The following is a 21,412-nucleotide window of genomic DNA, read 5'->3' on the forward strand; positions in this document are numbered from 1 at the left end:
TCCGACAGGACCGGGGCGCTCTGGCGTTCCCGCTCCGGTCGGACCCCACCGACAGGAGAACGACCATGAGCACGACCACGATCTCGCACACCACCTCGCACACGATCTCGAACCCGATCACCCCCGAGCAGCTGATCGCCGGCTCCCGAGAGCGGATCGACGCCATCGACGACCGGATCATCGGCCTGATCCAGGAACGGATGGCCGTCTCGACCGTCATCCAGGAGGCCCGGATCGGCTCGGGCGGGCGCCGGGTGCACCTGTCCCGCGAGATGGAGGTCCTGACCCACTGGAGCGACGCCCTCGGCAAGCCCGGCACCACGCTCGCGATGACCCTGCTGGAGCTGTGCCGGGGCCGGGTGTGAGGCGCGCGCCGGGTCCCGCGGCCGTCGCGTGACGCCTGTTCGTCACCCGTCCGGACCGTGACCGCCCCCACGGCTCTTCGTTGATGCCGATGACCGTGCCAGCCAGGTGCGGGACCGCAGCACCACGCGTGGCTCGCTGGAGCGATGAGACGCACCCCCTGCGGGGCGTGTGTCGTGGGACCTCGCTCCTTCATGTGACCGGACGGCAGGGGACAGCAGCCCGGTCACCACACAAGGACGGCCGGCCCGGGGGACGCCCCGGACCGGCCGTTCTTCTGTTTCCCCCGCAATTTCCCCCGTGATTCCCCCGTTGTCCCCCCGCTTGGTTCCCCCGCCTACGCCGTTACGCGCGGCCGGTGGCCCGTCGGCGGAACACCAGGAATACCGCGCCACCGGCGGCCACCAGCGCCGCACCGGCGATCAGGATCGGCCCGGTGGTGGCGCCGGTCTCGGCGAGGCCGCCGTTCGGCGTCTTGCCGTTACCGGTACTGGCGCCCGGGCTCGGAGTGGTGCTCGCACCCGGCGTGGGCGTCGGGCTCGTGGAAGAGGTCGGCTTCGGGCCGGGGGTGGTCGGAGCCGGCGTCGGCGTGATCTGCTTGCCATTGATCACGAAGGCGGCCGTGTCGTTGCCGTGCTTCGGGTCCCAGCCGATCGGCGCGGCGCCCTCGGGGGACCAGGAGCCGACCGTGACGGACCCGGTTGCCTCCGCGATGACCTTCTCGATCTTCAGCTCGAACGGGAAGACGAACTTCTCCTTCTCCCCGATGACGTGCGAGGTCGGGCAGAAGTAGCGCGGTGCGCCCAGCTGACCCTCACGGTAGCCCCCCGAGGCCGTGACGGCCCTGCAGGACTTCGGCGCCTTGGTGACCTTCGCACCCGCCGGGATCACCACGTCCACCATGGCGACCTCCTCGCCCGAGCGGAGGTAGGCGACCCACGCGGGGCCGTCGTTGCGGAAACCGATGTCGGCCTTGACCGTCTCGCCGGCCTTGCCCTTCACGGAGGTGGGCGCGGCCACCAGGTCGGCGGTGTTCTTCACCGAGAAGCCGAACTCGTGCTGGTTGTTCCACGGGTCCAGGTCCGCCGCGTTCGGAGCGGCCTTGGCCGAGCGCGCCTTGATGCCCAGCTTCTTGCCCGTGCGGGGCGTGCTGAACCTCTGCGTGGACTTCGGCTCGGAGCCGGCCTCGTGCACCCCGTAGATCAGCTCGTCGATGAAGGCGTGCGGAGCGGCCTTGAGGGTGAGCGCACCGGCGATCTCCCAGATCTCGCCCGGCTTGATCTCGTTGTCGAAGGTGCAGACCGTCTTGCCCCAGCCCACGTTCCAGGGCTCGTCGTCGCTGCGGTCCTCGCTGTAGGCGCAGTTGTCGTACTGCTCGACCAGGCCCATGCCGTGCGTGGTGTTCAGTTCCAGCGCCACGCCCTTGACGGACTCGGTGCCCGCGTTGGCGAAGACGACCGGGAGCGGCTGGGTCTCGCCCGGGACGAGCTTCGCCTTCAGCTTGGCTTCTTCCAGCACCAGGTCCGGGCCGCCGACCTTGACCTTGGTGGTGGTGGGCTTGAAGGTGGCGCCCTGCGCCGCACCGGTCATCGTCAGGTCGGCGACCGTACCGGTCTTGCTGCCCTTGGCGGCGGTGAGGTCCAGGGCCACGACCTCACTGGCGTACGTCCGGACCGTCCAGTCCGTGCAGGTGACCTTCGCTGCCGTGAGGGTGCAGTCGTTGGCCCGCTCCGGGGTGAGCTTCACGTCGGCGACGCCCTTGAGGGGGGTCAGGTCGATCGTGTAGGTGCTCTGCTCGCCGAAGTTCTTGCCGGTCTCGTTCTCGACGACGAAGCCGACCGTGGTCGTCCGCGGCTTCCCGGCGTCCCCGGGGTGCGGGTGCAGGCCGATCTCCGCCGGGCTGGTGAGCGTGAACGCCGGGTCCGCGGCGTTCGCAGGGGTGGCGGCCAGACCGACGGCCGCCAGGCCGGCTGCCGCCAGCAGGGAGATGTGCTTTCTCATGACGGTCTTGACACCCGAAGGCCCTCCACGGTTGCCCCCTTGGGTGTGTGACGGACGCCACACTTCCATCGCCGGTTTCCGCTACAACCATCCGGGCCGGACAGCTGTCTTGCTTGTAGTTCGGCGGGTACCGCGCTCGGAGGGGGAGTGCGGTGCCCGCCGAAGTCGTTCAGCGGCCCATCGGCGCCGGCGGCTGTGCGGCGGGGGGCTCCGTGCGCGGCGGGACCTCCGGTACCGCCAGGAACGGCAGGCGCAGCGCCCCGAAGGCCTCCTTCGGTACCGCGGGGCGGACCGGTTCCACGGCGTCCAGGCGGGCGTAGGACGCCCCCTGCTCCGGGCGCGGGTCGCGCTCGCCGTTGTTCGGCCAGTAGGACATCGCCCGTTCCGCTTGCGCGGTGATCGTCAGCGACGGATTGACCCCGAGGTTCGCGGAGACCGCCGAGCCGTCCACCACCGAGATGCCCGGGTGCCCGTAGAGCCGGTGGTACGGGTCGACCACGCCCTCCTCGGGCGAGGCGCCGATCGGGCAGCCGCCGAGGAAGTGCGCCGTCAGCGGGGTGCCCATCAGCTCGCCGACGTTGCTGCCCGGGAACCCGTTGATCTCCTCGGCCAGCAGCGTCGCCGCCCGCGTGGCCTCGGCGATCTGTACGGGGTTGGGCGCTCCGTGGCCCTGGCGGGCTGTGAGCAGGCCCTTCCCTATGCCGCCGGGCTTGCGGTAGGTGGTCAGGGAGTTGTCGAGGGACTGCATGACCAGGCCGATGATGGTCCGCTCCGACCAGCGGCGGTTGGACAGCGAGCGCAGCAGCTGCACGGGGTGCCGGGCGGTGCGCCCGAACCAGGCGCGGACCCGGTGGGTGGAGTAGGGCACCTGGAGGATCGTCATGAACCCCATAGCGTTGGAGCCCTTGCCGTAGCGCACCGGCTCGATGTGCGTGTCCGCGTTGGGGTGCACCGAGGAGGTGATGGCCACGCCGCGCGTGAAGTCCGCCCGCTTGCCCTTGCCGTGCCGCTTGCCGTAGCGGCGGTCATCGGTCTGCGCCCCTACGAGGCCTTCGGAGTTGGTCCGGGTCAGATCGCCGAGGCGGTCCGACAGGCGGGGCAGCTCGCCGAGGTCCTTCATCGTGTGCAGGAGGGTCTGGGTGCCGTACGTGCCCGCCGCGACGACCACGTGGCGGGCGCGCAGCACCTTGGGCTCGGCGCGGCGGCGGCCCTCGGTGGGGACGGTGCGGACGCGGTAGCCGCCGTCGGGGTGCTCGGAGAGCGCGGTGACCGTGGTCATGGGGTGGATGACGGCGCCGGCCCGCTCCGCGAGGTGCAGGTAGTTCTCGTTGAGGGTGTTCTTGGCGCCGTGCCGGCAGCCGGTCATGCACTCGCCGCACTCGGTGCAGGCCTTGCGGGCGGGGCCGGCGCCGCCGAAGTACGGGTCGGCGACCTCGTCACCGGGGCGGACCCTGCTCTGGCCCTCGGCATCGTCGCCGTCCCCGAAGAAGACGCCGACCGGGGCCATGTGGAAGGAGTCCGCGACGCCCATCTTGGCGGCGGCCGCCTTGAGGTGGACGTCGGAGGGGGTCGTCGTCGGGTTGAGCCGGACCCCCAGCATCCGCTTGGCCTGGTCGTAGTAGGGGGCGAGCTCGTCCTGCCAGTCCGTGATGGACGCCCACTGCCGGTCCTCGAAGAAGGCGGTGGGGGGCACGTAGAGGGTGTTGGCGTAGTTGAGGGAGCCGCCGCCGACCCCGGCGCCCGCGAGGACCATCACGTTGCCGAGGAGGTGGATGCGCTGGATCCCGTACAGGCCGAGGGCCGGGGCCCACAGGTAGTTGCGCAGGTCCCAGCTGTTCTTCGGCAGGCTCTCGCGGGTGAAGCGGCGTCCCGCCTCCAGGACGCCGACCCGGTACCCCTTCTCGGTGAGCCGCAGCGCCGAGACCGCCCCTCCGAAACCCGATCCGATGACGATGACGTCGTAGTCGTAGGCATGGTCGTACGACACTGCGGTGCCTCCCCTGCAGAACGGACTGGCGGAACGGACTGGCGGAACGGGCCGACGGAACGGGCCGGCCGGGCGGTCTTGCGGAGCGGAAGAGACGGCCTAGCGGAGCCGGAAGGCCTTCATGACCTTGAGGCTGCGCGTCATGAACTCCGCGTACTTCTCGTCGTCCATCCCGAACGAAGGCCCCATCGGCAGCAGCCGCTGGTGGGCGACGGTCTGGGCCTCGGTGTACTTGAGGATGCCCTCGGAGCCGTGGCGGCGGCCGAGGCCGGATTCCTTCATGCCGCCCATGGGCGCCTGGGCGCTGCCGTAGGCCGGGGCGTAGCCCTCGTTGATGTTGACGGTGCCGGTGCGCAGGCGGGCCGAGACGGCGTGGCCGCGGCGGGCGTCCTTCGTCCACACGCTGGAGTTCAGGCCGTAGGAGGTGCCGTTGGCCTCTTCGATGACCGCGTCCTCGTCGGTGAAGCGGTAGATGGAGACGACCGGGCCGAAGGTCTCCTCCCCGCACACCGCCATCGCGGTCTCGACGCCGTCGAGGATGGTCGGCTCGTAGAAGAGCGGGCCGATGTCGGGGCGGGCGACGCCGCCGGTGACGAGGGTGGCGCCCTTGGCGACGGCGTCATCCACGTGGCGCTGTACGGCCGCCAGCTGGCGTTCCCCGGCCAGGGAGCCCATGTCCGCGCCGTAGGCGAGGGAGGAACCGAGGCGCATGGCCTTCGTACGGGCGGCGAACCGGGCGACGAACTCGTCGGCGATCGAGGCGTGGACGTACAGCCGCTCGATGGAGATGCAGAGCTGGCCCGCGGAGGAGAAGCAGGCGCGGACGGCGCCGGCGGCGGCCTTCTCCACGTCGGCGTCGCGCAGGACGAGCATGGCGTTCTTGCCGCCGAGTTCGAGGGAGACCCCGACCAGGCGGGCGGCCGCGCCCTGGGCCACCTCGCGGCCGGTACGCGTGGAACCGGTGAACGAAACGTAGTCGGCGTGCCGGACCACCTCGGGACCGACGACCGGGCCCTCGCCGAGGACGACCTGGAACACCTCGGCCGGCAGGCCCGCCTCGATCAACAGGTCGCGGGCCCACAGGGCGGTGAGCGCGGTCTCGGTGTCGGGCTTCATCACGACGGCGTTGCCCGCGACGAAGGCGGGCAGCGCGTCGCCGACGGAGAGCTCGAGGGGGTAGTTCCAGGGGGCGATCTGGCCGATGACCCCGCGCGGCTGGCGCAGCTCGGTGACCTTGGTGAGGGTGGGCATGGCGCCCGTGTGGCTCTTGGGGCGCAGGTACGAAGGCGCCTTGCGGCCGTAGTGCCGGGCGGCGATCGAGACGGCCTGCACCTCCTCGTGGGCGTGCAGGCGGGCCTTGCCGGTCTCCAGCTGGATCAGGTCGAGCACCTCGGCCTGCCGGGCCAGCACCAGGTCGTGGAAGCGCAGCAGTACGGCGGCCCGGGCGCGGACGGGCACGGCGGCCCAGGCGGGCTGCGCGGCGCGGGCCGCGGCGAAGGCCTCCGCCACGTCCTCGGGGGTGGCTTCGGGGAGCTCCGCCAGCCGGTCCCCGGTGAAGGGGCTGTGGTTGGCGGTGCGGCCGGAGCCGGCCACCCCGCGGGTCAGCCGGGCGACCAGTTCGGGGGTCACCACGTCGGCGGCGCTCCGGGCGCCGGCCGGGGCGGGGGCGACCGGATTGGTGGGCTGCGGGGCGCTGCGGAGGGGGGCCGGGGCCTGCGTGTCCGTCATGGCCGTGAGCGTATTGCGCCCGGGGGTGCTTTGGGTACCCGCCGGTAACCGGATTTTGCCATTTCCGCCAGTGATCGCTGGCAGGATGGCGGAATCCGGGCCCGGCGGCAGCCGCCGGGGCCCGGTCTCAGCGGGCCGGGGCCGGCCGCCAGCCGCTGAGCACGATGTCGAACTGTGACCGGGTCGTGTCCCAGTCCGCGACCGGACCCGACATGTACACCGCGTACTCGGTGCCGTCCGGCGCGTAGTACATCTGCTCGATGGCCTTCCGCGGCCCGGTGAAGGCCCCGGTCTTCTCCGTCCAGACGAACTCCCACAGGGCGGCCTTGACCTGCCCCCGGAAGGTGTTCGGATGCAGGGTCAGGCGCACGTAGTCGGAGCGCTTCTGGACCTGCTTCTCCAGGTCCAGCAGGTGCGCGTACGGGTCCTTGAAGAGCGGCTTGCGGTCCATCGCGATCCGGATGAAGTGCTTGCCGCCGTCCCCGGTGTAGTCGATCTGCGACCCGTCCTCCCGGCGCTTCCAGCCGTCCGGGACGAAGAGGGCGAAGCCCTGCTTGTCGACCACCTTCGACCAGCCCGCCGGCGGAACCTCATCCGCCTGCCCCTTGGCGTCCCCGACACCGGACGAAGCACCGGGCGACTCCGTCGAACCGGCCGTCCGGCCCGGAATCCCGCCGTCCGCGTCCGAGTCGCTGGTGTACTTCAGGATCCCGAACACCCCGCCACCGCCGAGCAGCGCCGCCACCACGGCGATGACCGCCGCGCGCCCGATCCAGCCGGGGGCTCCGGCGTCCCGGCGGCCCGGCCCGCCGGATCCGCCCGGCCCGGACTGTCCGCCCTGCCCGCCCTGCCCGCCCGGCCCGGATTCGGACCGGGCGGCGAACGCCGGACCCGGCCCCTGGCCCGGCCCCTGGCCCGGCTCCGGCTCCGGCACCCGGCCCTGGTGCGCTCCCGGCTCCCCGCTCCCGGCCAGCGTGGCCGTGTCCGCCGACTCGTTCCGGGCGGCGCCCAGCTCCTCGGATCCCATCGCGCGCGTGGGTACGTACGCCTGCGCCGATTTCGGCTCGCGGCCCTCCATCGCCTGCAGCAGCATCTGCTCGGCCTCGTCGGCCGAGGGCCGCTGCGCCGGATCCTTGCGCAGCAGCGCCGTGATGACCGGGGCCAGCGCGCCCGCGTGGGTGGGGGCGGGCGGCTCCTCGTTCACCACGGCCTGGAGGCTGGAGATGGGCGAGGTACGGCGGAACGGCGAACGGGCCTCGACGGCCGTGTACAGCGTCGCGCCGAGCGACCACAGGTCGGAGGCCGGATCGGGGGACCCGCCGGTGACCCGTTCGGGGGCCAGGTAGTCGATGGAGCCGATGAGTTCGCCGGTGCGCGTGATGGAGGAGTCGCCCTCGATCGCGGCGATGCCGAAGTCGGCGAGCATCACCCGCCCGTCCTTGGCGAGCATCACGTTGCCCGGTTTCACGTCCCGGTGCAGTACGCCGACCGCGTGCGCGGCGCGCAGCGCGCCGAGCACGTGCAGCCCGATCCGGGCCGCCTCACGGGGTTCGATCCGGCCGGCCGTCTTCGCCGCGTCCGCGAGGGAGGGGCCGTCGATGTACTCCATGACGATCCAGGGCCGGTCGTCGTGTTCCAGTACGTCGTGCACGGTGACGACCGCCGGATGCTGGATCCGGGCCGCGGCCCGGGCCTCCTTCTGCGTCCGGGCGTGCAGGACGTCCCGGTCCGCCTGGGCCACGTACAGCCCGGCCGTCAGTTCCTTGACGGCGACCGTCCTGTGCAGCAGCTCGTCGTGGGCGCGCCACACCTTGCCCATGCCGCCCCTGCCGATGGGCTCCACGAGCCGGTACCGGCCCGCGAGCACCGCACCCGCACCTGTCTGCTGTTCCACGAATCCCCGCCGCCGCTCTGTGCACTTCCGGTCAGACTACGGAGATCCCGGGCGGCGACGGAACCACTCGGAGGCGGTTGGGCCGCACTGTGACGCAATCGCCGTACTGATACCTCGTCAGCCGCCGCTCTTGTAGCTGGCCGTCGCCTGCTCGAAGGTCTCGGTCACCTTGCCCTCCTGGTCCTGCGGGCCCGTGACCATGACGACATGGTAGGAACCTCCGAGCGCGACGACGAAGTTGCGTGCCACGACGGAACGGCCGTTGCCGTCGATCCAGGTGTACCGGCCGGTCACGCGGAGCTGGTTGCCGACCTTGGTGGACTTGATGTCGCTGACGCTGGACCAGGTGGAGGAGCGGTACGGGGCCAGTTCGGGCTCCTTGTCCTTCTGGTAGGTGGCCGGGTCGGGGTTGCCCTGGACCTTGTCCCGGCCGGGGACGACGGTCAGCACGAAGTCCCCCTCCGTGTACCGGACCTGACCGGACTCGTTCATTCCGCGGCGCTCCCAGCCGTTCGGGACGTTGATCGAGAAGTGCTCGGCGTCCTGCTGGACGGTGTACCCGGACGGAGCGGGGGCGTTGGTCTGCGGGGCGGGCTTGGACTCGGGCGGGTTCGCGGAAGGGCTCGCCTGGCCGGACCCGCTCGCCTTCGGACTCGGGCTCTGGCCGGCGCCGCGGCCCGGGCTCTGCGACGGGGTCGTGGCGGGCGGCCTCATCCCGGCGGCCTTCTGCCCGCCGCCCTGCGGATCGGCGGCTCCCGGCATGAAGAACAGGGCGTAGGCCACCGCTCCCGAGAGCAGGACGAGGATCCCGAGTAACAGGGAACGCCCCAGCGAACGCGACGTGCGGGGGTGTTCGGCGCTGCGGTGCCGGCCGTGCAGGTCGGCTCGCCGCCGTACGACGGGCAGCCTCGCCGGGTCCTCCACCACCGGCGGCAGCATGGCGAAGCCGCCCTCGGGCTCCGGGGCGGACCGCACGAGGGAGCGCAGCCAGCCGCGGAGCTCCTCGAAGTCGGGCCGCTCGGTCGGGTCCTGGCGCAGCAGGGACTCCACGATGGGGCGCAGCGGGCCGCACTCCTCGGCGAAGGCGGGGGGCTCGGCGCAGACCATCTCCACGAGCTCGGCGACGCTGTCCTCGGGGTACGGGGCATGGCCCTGTACGGCCCGGTACAGCAGCGCGCCGAGCCCCCACAGGTCGGTGGCCGGCCCGACCGGCGCGGCCAGCTGCCACGGCCCGTGCACGGCCTGCGCCTGCTCGGGAGCCCACCGCTCGGTAACGGCCCCGACCACGGCCATCCGCGTCTGCCGGGCCCGCTCGGCATCGAGCCCGCTCCGCGGCCCGCTCCCCCACCCGGCACCGCCGCCACCGGGGCGCACCGGCCCGTAATCACCGGCCCCGGGAGCCGCCGCGTACCCGGCGGCGCCCTGCGGGCCGCTCTGCGGGCCGCCTTGGCCGTAGCCGTCGCCCCTGGGGCCCGCCGCGTACCCGGCGGCGGTCTGTGGACCGGCCTGCCCGTAGGCCCCGTCGCCGGGAGACGCCGGGTATCCGGCGGCGCCCTGCGGGCCGTCGTGGCCGGGGCCCGCCGGATCCGGGCGGCCCGGCCCGGGCCGGGGCTGCCCGTAGCCGGGGTCGTGCCCCGGCCCGGGGGCCGCCCGGTGCTCCGCGCCGTCCTGGGGCTGCGCCCGGCCGCCCGCCGCCGTCGGCTGCCCGGGGGCCCGGCCGTCGCCCGGGGTCTCCGCCTGCTGGTAGCCCTGGGGAAGGGCGAGTTGCGCCGGCAGCGCGGCTCGGGCCGGCGGTGCCGCCTCGGCCGGGGGCAGGGCCTGGCGGCGCGGGGTGGCTCCGTGCCAGGTCGCACCGCTGTCCGGGCCGCCGTACGGGTACGAGTACCCCTGCGGCACCTTCGACCCCTCCGGCCTCGGCCCCTCCGGCCTCGGCTCCGGCTCCTGCTCCGGCGCGGCCTCCGCCCCGGCCTTGCGCTGCTCGGTGATCCGCGCGGCGGCCTGGGCCCCGGCCCGGTACGCGGCGATGGCCCCGGCCCGCGCGGCGGCCTTCAGATCGGGCCGGTCCCCGGGGTTGCCGGAGGACCCGGGAGCGCCGGGAGTGCCGGAAGCGCCGGGAGTTCCCGGAGTGCCGGAGGTGCTGGGAGGGCCGGGGTTCCCGGCAGTGCCGGAAGCGCCGGCGGCTGCGGACGTGCCGGAGGCATCGGTCGTGCCCGGGCTTATGTGGTCCCGGTAGCGCGGCCCGGTGTCGTACCCCGGAGCCACGAGCGGCGCGTACTCCGCCGCGTTGCCGGTCCCCTGGACGGCCGCACCGGCACCGTGCACGCCATTCCGCCCGGAAGGCTCCGCGGGCCCGCTCCCGTAGGAGTCGTCGTACCGCTCGCCGAGCTCCCGGCCCTGCTGCCCGCCGACCGGCCCGGCACCGGAATCGGATCCCTGTCCGTACCCGGCGTCCGCCCCCGGCCCGGCCAAGGCGGCCCGGCCGTACCCGCCTGCGTACCCACTGCCGTAGCCGTACCCGCCGCCGCTCTCCGGCCGACCCGCCGCGAACCCCGCGCCACCGCCCGGTGTGCCACCCGGTTCACCGCCCGGCCAGGGCCCCGCCGGGTCGCCCGTGCCGTCCCGCGGGGGGACCGGGTCGTACCCGCACAGGGCGTCCTCCGCCGCCCCCGCCGCGAGCCCCGTCAGGACGACCCGCCCGTCTTCGCAGATCAGCACCGTCCGCATGGTGATGTTCCGGTGCGTCCACCCGTGCCCGTGCAGCACCCGCAGTGCGGTCAGCACGTCCGCCGCCACCTCCGCGGCCCGGTACGGGCTCAGCGGTTCGTCGGCGATCAGCGCCGCCAGCGGTCTGGCCGGGACGAGTTCGCTCACTATCCACAGCGAACCGCCCTCCGCGAACACGTCGAAGACCTGGTCCAGCCGCGGATGGTCCGGCACGGACGCCGCCGCCTGCGCCGCCTCGATCGCCCTGCGCACGGCGGGCAGTTCACCGTGCGGTACGCGCCGGCCCCCCGCGGCGGGGGGACCGCCCCGCGTGCCGTCCAGCAGCTCCGCGTCGACGACCTCCGGCAACGGCACCTGCCGTACGAGGACTTCCTGGCCGCTGCGCGTGTCGAAGGCCCGGGTCTCGATCAGTTCGTAAGCGTCCGACGGCGGCAGCGGCAGACGGTAGCGCTCGGCCAGGATCCGGCCCGCGTAGTCCTCCACATCGCCTCCCCCGAGAGCTGCGGGCCCGTCCCCCAGGCCCCGCTGACACGATACGACGCCCGAGGCGCCCGCGTCCCGGCCCTGGCGAGGCTGACCCGGGCACGCTCAGGGCGGGTATCAGCCGCGTGGCTGGAAGGTGTCGAACGCCGTGGTGCGCAGCTGCGTGCACTCCGCCGCGGCCCACTGGTCCGCGAGGCAGGTGATCATGATGGCGTAGCCGTGCGTCGAGTCGATCCGGAACCCGCGGTCGAGCACCCGGACCCGCACGCCCTTCTGGTCCCGCTCGAACTCCCAGTCCGCGACGGTCGGGTACCCGCGGTAGTCGACCGCTTCGAGGCGCACCAGCTTGTAGTTGCTGCTGCTGCTCGCCACGCTCGGGGCCAGCGCCAGCCAGGCGGCGCGGGCGTCGTCCTTCGGCGAGCTGTTGAAGTCGATCTGGATGCGCGGGAAACCGCCGTCGCGGCTGTATATGACGCCGTCCTTCTTCCCTATCACGCCGGTCTGCTTGAAGCCCTCGGGCATGACCATCGCGAAATGGAACCCGGGGTCGTCGACCTGGACGTACCCGGGCGGGATCCCCGGCAGGGCTCCCCCGGGCGTGGCTCCCTGGCCCTGGCCGGGATTGGTGCCGGAGCCCTGCGACGTGCCCGGGTCCGGCGAAGCGGCCCCTCCGCCGGACGACTCGCCGGACTTCGGCGAGGGAGAGGGCGAGGGAGAGGTCGCAGGCGGGGGCGAGGAGCCGGCCGCGGGCCTCGAAGCGGCTGCGGAGCTGCCGCTCTTGCCGTCCTTCAGCGAACCGTCCTTCTCGTCGCCACCGCTGATGGCGTACGCGATGACCGAGCCGATGACGGCGAGCGCCACGACCACGCCGGCTATCGCGAGCGCGATGGTGCGGCGCGGCACCACGTCGGTGAGCGGGGCCGCGACGGGCGACGGGCGCGGCGACGGGGACTCCGCGGCGGTCGCGGCCGTGGCGGCGGCGGCCGCGGCCGCGGCGCTGGCGGCCGCCTCCTTGCGGGCCGACTTCAACGCCGCGCGGGCGCGCTCGCGCTGCTCGCGCTCACGCCGCTCGCGCTCCTTCTTCTCCGCCTTCTCGGCGGCCTTCGCCGCCTTGTCGGCAGCCGCCTTCTCGGCGGCGTCGCGGGCCTCGGCGAGCGATATCTGCCGGGTCTCCTCGACCTCCGGGGCGAGTACGGGAGCCGGCGGCTCGGGTGCTTCGATCACGGCGGTGAGCAGTGCCCGCGCGCGGTCGTCGTCGAGCCGGTGGGCGGGGTCCTTGACGAGGAGGCCGTAGATGACCTCGGTCAGGGGGCCGGCGTTCTTGGGCGGTTCGACGGGCTCGGTCATCACGGCGGTGAGCGTCGCGAGCGCCGACCCCTTGTCGTACGGGGGAACCCCCTCGACGGCGGCGTACAGCAGGCCGCCGAGCGACCACATGTCCGCCGGCGGGCCGGGGCGCTGGCCGCGGGCCCGCTCGGGCGAGATGTACGAGGGTGCGCCGACGAGCATGCCGGTGGAGGTGACGGAGGGGTCGCCCTCGACCTGGGCGATGCCGAAGTCGGTGAGGATCACGCGGCCGTTGCCGTGGTCGGCGAGGAGCACGTTGGAGGGCTTCACGTCCCGGTGCAGGATGCCCTGGCGGTGGGCGGCACGGAGTACGTCGAGCACGGCGAGGCCGACTTCCGCGGCGCGGCGGGGGGTCAGCGGGCCGCTCTCACGGATGAATTCCGCGAGCGAGGGGCCCTCGATGAGCTCCATGACGATCCACGGCCGGCCGTCCTCGTCGACGACGTCGTAGACGGTCACCGCGCCGCCGCTGCGGATCCGGGCGATGGCTTTCGCCTCGCGGAGGGTACGGGTGATCAGGCGGCGCTTCTCGTCCTCGTCGACGCCGCTGCCGAAGCGGAGTTCCTTGACGGCGACGGTCCGGCCGAGGGTCTCGTCCCGGGCGCGCCAGACCGTGCCCATGCCGCCCTTGCCGAGGACGTCACTGAGCCGGTACCGGCCCGCGAGCAGCCTGCCCTCGTCCTGAGCGCCCTCTCCCGCCTTGGCCGCGGCGGCCTTGACGGCGGCGGCCACCTCGTCGGCCTTGCTCACCGCGGCGGGCTTGGCGCCGTCGCCCCCACCGTCCGCCCGCACGGCGGCGGCCTTCCGCAACTCCGCCTTCGCACCGACGGGCTTCGCGTCCGCCGGCTCGGCCTTCACCCGGGCAGCCTTCGCCACGGGCTTCGCGTCCTCGGACCCGGCACCCACACCCGCGGGCTTGGCATCCTCCGGCTCGGCCCCACCGGCAGCCTTCCCCGCAGCCGGCTTCCGCGGCTCCGGCTCCGCCGCGGAAGCCGCGGGCTTCGCGTCCGCCGGCTCGGCCTTCACCCGGGCAGCCTTCACCGCGGGCTTCGCGTCCCCGGGACCGGCACCCACACCCGCGGGCTTGGCATCCTCCGGCTCGGCCTTCGCCGCGGGCTTCGCGTCCTCGGGACCGGTCACCCCCGCAGCGGCGGCCTCAGCGGGCTTCGCGGCCCCGCCCGCACCGGCTCCGGCACCGGCGGGGTCGGCAACCGGCTCGTCACCGGCCTTCGCGGCGCCCGCCGCCGCACGCTTCGCGGCTCCCGCCGCGGGCGGCTCGGCGGGAGGCTTCGGGTCCGTCGGGGGTGTCGCCGGAGGCACCGGCGATCCCGTCCCGACAGACGGCTCCGGCGACTCGGTGTGCTCCGGCTTCGACATGCGTCCCCTCTGCGTTCGTGCCGCCTGCTCCGGTTGCCCTGGCAGCGGCCGGGGTGCCCGGTAACCCGCCCCGGCAGAACCCTCATTGTCCCTTACTCCGCAACGGACGGGAGCCCCGGGTCCGCGGTTCCGCCCGCGAAGTGACGGAGTTACAACGGCACGATGTCCGGCGCCCCCAGCCGCGCCGCGTCCGCCGTCTGATCGTCCGGCTGGCGCTGCGATTCCCGTTCCGCCTGCACCCTCTTCTCGTAGTGTTCCACTTCCTTCTCGATCTGCTGCTCGTCCCATCCCAGGACCGGAGCCATCAACTCCGCGCACTCGCGCGCCGATCGCGTCCCCCGGTCGAAGGTCTCGATCGAGATCCGCGTACGCCTCGTCAGCACGTCGTCCAGGTGCCGTGCCCCCTCGTGCGAGGCCGCGTAGACCACCTCGGCCCGGAGGTAGTCGTCCGCCCCCGTCAGCGGCTCCCCGAGGGAGGGGTCTTCCGCGATCAGTGCCAGCAGTTCCTCCGTCAGCGAGCCGAACCGGTTCAAGAGGTGCTCCACCCGCACCACATGAAGCCCCGTCCGCGCGGCGATCCGCGCCCGGCCGTTCCACAGGGCCCGGTACCCCTCGGCACCGACCAGCGGCACGTCCTCCGTCACGCACGGCGCGACCCGCTGGTCCAGCCCGTGCACCGCCTCGTCCACCGCGTCCTTGGCCATCACCCGGTACGTCGTGTACTTGCCGCCGGCGACCACCACCAGGCCCGGTACCGGGTGCGCCACCGTGTGCTCGCGCGAGAGCTTGCTCGTCGCGTCCGACTCCCCGGCCAGCAACGGCCGCAGGCCGGCGTAGACCCCCTGGACGTCGTCCCGGGTGAGCGGGACGGCCAGTACCGAGTTCACGTGCTCCAGCAGGTAGTCGATGTCCGCGCTCGACGCCGCCGGGTGCGCCTTGTCCAGGTCCCAGTCGGTGTCCGTGGTGCCCACGATCCAGTGCCTGCCCCACGGGATGACGAAGAGCACCGACTTCTCGGTCCGCAGGATCAGCCCGGTCGAGGAGTGGATCCGGTCCTTGGGAACGACGAGGTGGATGCCCTTCGAAGCCCGCACGTGGAACTGTCCACGCTCCCCGATCAGCGCCTGGGTGTCGTCCGTCCACACCCCCGTGGCATTCACGATCTGCTTCGCCCGGATCTCGTACTCCCCGCCGCCCTCCACGTCCTGCACCCGCGCGCCGACCACCCGCTCACCCTCCCGCAGGAAGCCGACGACCCTCGCCCGGTTGGCGCACTGCGCCCCGTACGCGGCGGCCGTCCGGACCAGGGTCGCCACGTAGCGCGCGTCGTCCATCTGGGCGTCGTAGTACTGCAGGGCGCCCACCAGCGCGTCCTTGCGCAGCGCCGGCGCGATCCGCAGGGCGCGCTTGCGCGAGAGGTGCCGGTGCGTCGGCAGCCCTCGCCCGTGGCCGCTGGACAGCGACATGGCGTCGTACAGCGCGACGCCCGAGCCGGCATAGAACCGCTCCCACCCCTTGTGCTGCAGCGGGTAGAGGAACGGCACCGGCTTCACCAGGTGCGGTGCGAGCCGCCCCAGCAGCAGACCGCGCTCCTTGAGCGCCTCCCGCACGAGGGCGAAGTCGAGCATCTCCAGGTATCTGAGCCCGCCGTGGATGAGCTTGCTGGAACGGCTGGATGTGCCCGAAGCCCAGTCCCTCGCCTCCACCAGCCCGGTCGCGAGGCCTCTGGTCACGGCATCGAGGGCGGTACCGGCGCCCACCACACCGGCCCCGACCACCAACACGTCCAGCTCCCGCTCGGCCATCCCGGCGAGCGCCTCGGCCCGCTGCACGGGCCCGAGCGAGGCCCGCCCACCCCTTCCCCCCATCCCCGCACCCATCCCCGCACCCGTACCTGCCGCTGCGCCCGTGCCTGCCCCTGTCCCAGTCCTCACGGCTGCCTGCCTCCCGTTGACGCGGGTCGCCCCGTTCGCCCTATGCGGTCATCCCACCGGTTATGGGTGATCCCGCTCACATCGCCCGTTCATGATTCTCACCGGCCGCACCCACATCAGCCACCGCCTGTGGATAACACGGCGGCGGCCAAGACCCCTGAATACGACATATCTGTCATATATACGCCTAGTCTGACATTGCGCCAGCTTTCCTCCTCCACAGGACTTGCGCGCTCCGCCCCCTCATGCATGTCAGGGAAGGGAAGGGACGGCACCCCCATGCCCGCAGATCTCGCCGTCATCGGACTCGGCCATCTCGGCCTCCCGCTCGCCCAGGCAGCCGTGGCCGCCGGGATCGAGACGGTCGGCTACGACAGCGGTCCGGCGACGGACTCCACCCTCACCGCCGCCGAGATCCGCCGCATGTCGGCGGCCGGCTTCCGGATCACCACCAACCCCGCCGAACTGGGCCGGGTCCGCACCGCCGTCATCTGCGCCCCTACCCAGCTCGGCGCGGATCGTGCACTCGACCTGTCCGCGGTCGGCGAGGCGGGCCGCACGCTCGCCGCCCGGCTGCGTCCGCACACCACCGTCATCCTCGAATCGGCGGCCCACCCCGGCGTCACCGAGGACTACCTGCGCCCGATCCTCGAATCGGGCTCCCGCCTGCGCGCCGGCCGGGACTTCCACCTGGCCTACTCCCCCAGCCGCCTCGACCCCGGCAACCGCACGCACGGCATCTCCAACACCCCCAAGGTCATCGGCGGCCTCACCCCCGCCTGCACCGAGTCCGCGCACGCCTTCTACGCCCGGCTCACCGAGAAGGTGGTCCGCGCCCGCGGCCTGCGCGAGGCCGAAACGGTCCAGCTCCTCGAAACGAACTACCGGCACGTCAACATCGCCCTCATGAACGAGATGGCCGTGCTCTGCCACGACCTGGGCGTGGACCTGTGGGACGTCATCCGCTGCGCCGAGACCAAGCCGTACGGGTTCCAGGCCTTCCGCCCCGGCCCCGGAGTCGGCGGCCACGGAGTCCCCCTCGACCCCAACTACCTCCCCCACACCACCCGCACCCCGGGCCACCCGCTGCGCATGGTCGGTCTGGCGCAGGAGATCAACGACCGGATGCCGCAGTACGTCATCCAGCGCAGCGCGACCCTGCTCAACGAGCACGGCAAGTCCGCGCGCGGCGCCCGCGTCCTCCTCCTGGGCGTCACCTACAAGCCCGACCTCGCCGACCAGGAGGGCTCACCGGCGCGCGAGATCGCCAGCCGTCTCCTCGACCTCGGGGCGCTGATCAGCTACCACGACCCGTACATCGCCGGTTGGCGCGTCAGGGACCAGCCCGTCCCCCGCGCCGAATCGTTGTACGAGGCCGCCGCCAACGCCGATCTGACGATCCTGCTCCAGCACCACCGCACCTACGATCTGCAAGGCCTCGCGGTGAAGGCCCAGTTGCTCCTGGACACCCGCGGCGCCAGCCCGGCGGGCGCCGCGCACCGCCTCTAGGGCGTGCCCCGCGCGCACGGCCCCTCCACCCGAAACCCCTCCACGGATGTCGCAGGCTGCTGCTAGCCTGCGGCGACTTATCTCGCGCATACACCCCCACGTCAGTCGTGCGGGCCCCGTGTGCCCACGAATCCCTGGGGGGGGATTTCTCCATGAGCCAGCAGTTCCCGTCGCCCGCGTCCGACTCCACCACTCCGGCGACGCCCTCGGCGCCCGCACCCGACGCCGCCGCCCCGGCCGGCTACCCGGGCCCGTCCGGCGCCGACTTCCTCCAGGCCCAGGCCCCGGCCCCGGCACGCCCCGCCAACGTGGGCCTGGGGATCGCCGCGGCCGTGGGCGCCGCCCTGGTCACCGGCGCCGTCTACGGCACGATCATCGGCCTGACCGAGTACCAGATCGGCTTCGCGGCCGTCGCCGTCGGCGCAGCGGTCGGCTTCGCAGCCGGCAAGCTCGGCGGGCCCAACCCCCTCCTGCCGGTGCTCAGCGCCCTGCTCTCGCTGGCCGCCGTCTTCGGGGGCCAGATCCTCGGCATCGCCATGATCGGTGCGGACGAGCTCGGCGTGAGCACCCTCGACGTGCTCGACCTCGGCACCTCCCTGCTCGTCGACGCCTGGAAGGAGACGTCCGGCCCGATGACGTACCTCTTCCTCGCCCTCGGCGGCTACACCGCCTTCCAGTCGGCCCGCAAGGCCTCCTGACCCCTCGGTTCCACACGGCCGGCCCCGGACTCCGCCCAGGACTCCGGGGCCGTTCCCGTCCCCGGCCCCGGCCGGAGCGGCCCCGACCTGCCGGACCCATGATCACGCGACGTCCGGAAACCTGTCTTCCGCCAGGCCTCCGGCCCTATGATCCGCGCGTGTCCCCGAACCTCCCGAACACCTCGCGCCCCCCACACCCCGCGCGCTCCGAACCCTCCGCCCGGTTCACCGTCCTGCTGTGGGTGCTCGGCGTCCCCGGAATGCTCGCCCTCGCGTGGGTGGTCCTGGCCGGCACGTTCATGGGCGACCGGCACGGCCAGCTCGCCCGGGACGACGCGTACTCCCTGGTGCCCTGGCTGCTCCTCGCGGCGGCTTTCCTCGTCCCGTGGTCCATCTGCGTGAACCGACGGACCAAGGGCAAGTGCTGACCGGCCCCCGCCCGCGCACCCCGGCACGACCGAGGCCCGGCTCCCCACAGGGGAAGCCGGGCCTCAGGCGGTACGGGACGGGCGTCAGCGGCTGTGCTGCGAGTCCGCGATCGTGACCTCGACCCGCTGGAACTCCTTGAGCTCGCTGTAGCCGGTGGTGGCCATCGAGCGGCGCAGCGCGCCGAAGATGTTCATCGAGCCGTCCGGGGAGTGCGACGGGCCGGTGAGGATCTCCTCGGTGGTACCGACGGTGCCGAGGTCGACCTTCTTGCCGCGCGGCACGTCCTCGTGGACGGCCTCCATGCCCCAGTGGTTGCCCTTGCCGGGCGCGTCGGTGGCACGGGCCAGCGGGGAGCCCATCATCACGGCGTCGGCGCCGCAGGCGACGGCCTTCGGGATGTCGCCGGACCAGCCCACGCCGCCATCGGCGATGACGTGCACGTAGCGGCCGCCGGACTCGTCCATGTAGTCGCGGCGGGCCGCGGCCACGTCGGCGACGGCGGTGGCCATCGGAACCTGGATGCCCAGCACGTTGCGCGTGGTGTGCGCGGCGCCGCCGCCGAAGCCGACCAGGACACCGGCCGCGCCGGTGCGCATCAGGTGCAGGGCCGCGGTGTAGGTGGCGCAGCCGCCCACGATGACCGGGACGTCGAGCTCGTAGATGAACTGCTTGAGGTTCAGCGGTTCGGCGGCGCCGGAGACGTGCTCCGCCGACACGGTGGTGCCGCGGATCACGAAGATGTCCACGCCCGCGTCGACGACGGCCTTGGAGAACTCGGCCGTGCGCTGCGGGGAGAGCGCGGCGGCGGTGACGACACCGGAGTCGCGCACCTCCTTGATCCGCTGACGGATCAGGTCCGCCTGGATGGGGGCGGAGTAGATCTCCTGGAGACGGCGGGTGGCGGACTCCTCGTCCAGCTCCGCGATCTCGTCCAGCAGCGGCTGCGGGTCCTCGTACCGGGTCCACAGACCTTCGAGGTTCAGCACGCCGAGGCCGCCGAGCTCGCCGATGCGGATGGCGGTCTGCGGGGAGACGACCGAGTCCATGGGAGCGGCCAGGAACGGGAGCTCGAAGCGGTAGGCGTCGATCTGCCAGGCGATCGAGACCTCCTTCGGGTCCCGGGTCCGGCGGCTGGGGACGATGGCGATGTCATCGAACGCGTACGCCCGGCGGCCGCGCTTGCCGCGCCCGATCTCGATCTCAGTCACGTGTGGTGGCCTTTCCTCTGGGTCTGCCCGTCCAGTATCCCCGAACCCCGGCGCGCCGCGTTCCGGTGACCGCTGTACGGACGCACCCGCCGGGCACGCAGGAGGGGCGGACCCGTGCGGGTCCGCCCCTCCTGAGCTGCTGGTATCAGCCCTTGCGGCTGTAGTTCGGCGCCTCGACCGTCATCTGGATGTCGTGCGGGTGGCTCTCCTTGAGCCCCGCCGAGGTGATCCGGACGAACCGGCCGCGGTCCTGGAGCTCCGGCACCGTGCGGCCGCCGACGTAGAACATCGACTGGCGCAGGCCGCCGACGAGCTGGTGCACGACCGCGGAGAGCGGGCCGCGGTACGGGACCTGGCCCTCGATGCCCTCGGGGATGAGCTTGTCGTCGCCGCCCACGCCCTCCTGGAAGTAGCGGTCCTTGGAGAAGGACTTGCGGTCGCCGCGGGACTGCATCGCGCCGAGCGAGCCCATGCCGCGGTACGACTTGAACTGCTTGCCGTTGATGAACAGCAGCTCGCCCGGGGACTCCTCGCAGCCCGCGAGCAGCGAGCCGAGCATCACCGTGTCGGCGCCGGCGACGAGCGCCTTGGCGATGTCGCCGGAGTACTGCAGGCCGCCGTCGCCGATGACCGGCACGCCGGCCGCCTTGGCGGCGAGCGCGGCCTCGTAGATCGCGGTGACCTGCGGAACGCCGATGCCGGCGACGACGCGGGTGGTGCAGATGGAGCCGGGACCGACGCCGACCTTGATGCCGTCACAGCCGGCGTCGATGAGGGCCTGGGCGCCGTCGCGGGTGGCGATGTTGCCGCCGATGACGTCGACCGTCGAGTTCGACTTGATCTTGGAGACCATGTCGCCGACGAGGCGGGAGTGGCCGTGGGCGGTGTCGACGACGATGAAGTCGGCGCCCGCCTCGATCAGGGCCTGGGCCCGCTCGTACGCGTCGCCCGCGACGCCGACGGCCGCGCCGACGAGCAGCCGGCCGTCCTTGTCCTTGGCGGCGTTCGGGTACTTCTCGGCCTTGACGAAGTCCTTGACCGTGATGAGGCCCTTGAGGAGACCGGCTTCGTCGACGAGCGGCAGCTTCTCGATCTTGTGGCGGCGCAGCAGCTCCATGGCGTCCACGCCGGAGATGCCCACCTTGCCCGTGACCAGCGGCATCGGGGTCATGACCTCGCGCACCTGGCGGCTGCGGTCCGACTCGAAGGCCATGTCGCGGTTGGTGACGATGCCGAGCAGCTTGCCCGCCGGGTCGGTGACCGGGACGCCGGAGATCCGGAACTTGGCGCAGAGCTCGTCGGCCTCGCGCAGGGTCGCGTCGGGGTGCACCGTGATCGGGTCGGTGACCATACCGGACTCGGAGCGCTTGACCAGGTCGACCTGGTTGGCCTGATCGGCGATGGAGAGGTTGCGGTGCAGGACGCCGACGCCGCCCTGGCGGGCCATCGCGATGGCCATCCGGGCCTCGGTGACCTTGTCCATGGCGGCGGAGAGCAGCGGGACGTTCACGCGGACGTTGCGGGAGATGAGCGAGGACGTGTCGATCGCGTCCGGGGACATGTCGGACGACCCCGGGAGCAGCAGCACATCGTCATAGGTGAGGCCGAGCGTGGCGAATTTGTCGGGCATCCCAGTCGAGTCGCTGCCGTTCACAGTCATGACACCTTCCAAGATGGTCTTGCTCAGCGCGGATGTCCATGCTAACGGGATCCCGACGCCTCTCATTCCA

13 protein-coding genes are annotated in these 21,412 nt (G+C 72.8%); 4 read left to right on the forward strand and 9 right to left on the reverse strand.

Translation table 11 applies throughout. The features are described 5' to 3' along the window. The first annotated feature begins 65 nt into the window (after positions 1-65). On the forward strand, positions 66-365 hold the full coding sequence (locus ACFYM0_RS20530; RefSeq protein WP_388503279.1) for a chorismate mutase: 300 nt from the start codon (positions 66-68) through the stop codon (positions 363-365). Positions 366-708: 343 nt separating this feature from the next. On the opposite strand, the gene ACFYM0_RS20535 is transcribed toward ACFYM0_RS20530, so the two are convergent. From ACFYM0_RS20535 to ACFYM0_RS20565, 7 genes are all read right to left on the reverse strand, one after another. Continuing rightward, complete coding sequence (locus ACFYM0_RS20535; RefSeq protein ID WP_388503281.1) at positions 709-2,364, reverse strand: LPXTG cell wall anchor domain-containing protein; 1,656 nt, start codon at positions 2,362-2,364, stop codon at positions 709-711. A 169-nt stretch (positions 2,365-2,533) separates the two neighbouring features. Further along, positions 2,534-4,351, reverse strand: a complete 1,818-nt coding sequence (locus ACFYM0_RS20540; protein ID WP_388503283.1) for a GMC oxidoreductase — start codon at positions 4,349-4,351, stop codon at positions 2,534-2,536. 99 nt (positions 4,352-4,450) lie between these two features. After that, a complete protein-coding gene (locus tag ACFYM0_RS20545) occupies positions 4,451-6,079 on the reverse strand; it encodes a succinic semialdehyde dehydrogenase (RefSeq protein ID WP_388503285.1) in 1,629 nt (542 codons plus the stop codon). A gap of 127 nt (positions 6,080-6,206) precedes the next feature. Next, positions 6,207-7,973, reverse strand: a complete 1,767-nt coding sequence (locus tag ACFYM0_RS20550; RefSeq protein WP_388503288.1) for a serine/threonine-protein kinase — start codon at positions 7,971-7,973, stop codon at positions 6,207-6,209. Between the two features lie 117 nt (positions 7,974-8,090). Beyond that, positions 8,091-11,180 carry a hypothetical protein gene (locus ACFYM0_RS20555; protein WP_388503290.1) on the reverse strand — a complete coding sequence of 1,030 codons (3,090 nt, stop codon included), beginning with the start codon at positions 11,178-11,180 and terminating at the stop codon, positions 8,091-8,093. A 117-nt stretch (positions 11,181-11,297) separates the two neighbouring features. Then, positions 11,298-13,847: a protein kinase gene (locus tag ACFYM0_RS20560; RefSeq protein WP_388503293.1), complete on the reverse strand. Its 2,550-nt coding sequence runs from the start codon at positions 13,845-13,847 to the stop codon at positions 11,298-11,300. Positions 13,848-14,053: 206 nt separating this feature from the next. Further along, positions 14,054-15,772 carry a glycerol-3-phosphate dehydrogenase/oxidase gene (locus ACFYM0_RS20565; protein ID WP_388503296.1) on the reverse strand — a complete coding sequence of 573 codons (1,719 nt, stop codon included), beginning with the start codon at positions 15,770-15,772 and terminating at the stop codon, positions 14,054-14,056. Between the two features lie 345 nt (positions 15,773-16,117). On the opposite strand from ACFYM0_RS20565, the gene ACFYM0_RS20570 reads away from it, so the two are divergent. The 3 genes from ACFYM0_RS20570 (at position 16,118) to ACFYM0_RS20580 (ending at position 18,473) form a co-directional block, all read left to right on the forward strand. Further along, entirely contained in the window at positions 16,118-17,347 is a 1,230-nt protein-coding gene (locus ACFYM0_RS20570; protein WP_266880659.1) for a nucleotide sugar dehydrogenase, read from the forward strand. A 152-nt stretch (positions 17,348-17,499) separates the two neighbouring features. After that, positions 17,500-18,045: a hypothetical protein gene (locus ACFYM0_RS20575; RefSeq protein ID WP_388503298.1), complete on the forward strand. Its 546-nt coding sequence runs from the start codon at positions 17,500-17,502 to the stop codon at positions 18,043-18,045. A 158-nt stretch (positions 18,046-18,203) separates the two neighbouring features. Next, the gene (locus ACFYM0_RS20580) at positions 18,204-18,473 is read left to right on the forward strand and encodes a hypothetical protein (protein WP_388503300.1); all 270 of its coding nucleotides are present in this window, start codon (positions 18,204-18,206) and stop codon (positions 18,471-18,473) included. Positions 18,474-18,557: 84 nt separating this feature from the next. Here the strand turns inward: ACFYM0_RS20580 and ACFYM0_RS20585 are convergent, their stop codons facing one another. Together ACFYM0_RS20585 and guaB are read right to left on the reverse strand one after the other, a co-directional pair. Continuing rightward, on the reverse strand, positions 18,558-19,682 hold the full coding sequence (locus tag ACFYM0_RS20585) for a GuaB3 family IMP dehydrogenase-related protein (protein WP_243333436.1): 1,125 nt from the start codon (positions 19,680-19,682) through the stop codon (positions 18,558-18,560). 145 nt (positions 19,683-19,827) lie between these two features. Further along, positions 19,828-21,342, reverse strand: coding sequence for an IMP dehydrogenase (gene guaB / locus ACFYM0_RS20590; RefSeq protein WP_388503303.1), 1,515 nt, complete (start codon positions 21,340-21,342; stop codon positions 19,828-19,830). Between the last annotated feature and the right edge of the window lie 70 nt (positions 21,343-21,412).

The organism is Streptomyces sp. NPDC006487 (assembly GCF_042870555.1).
GTDB lineage: Bacteria > Actinomycetota > Actinomycetes > Streptomycetales > Streptomycetaceae > Streptomyces.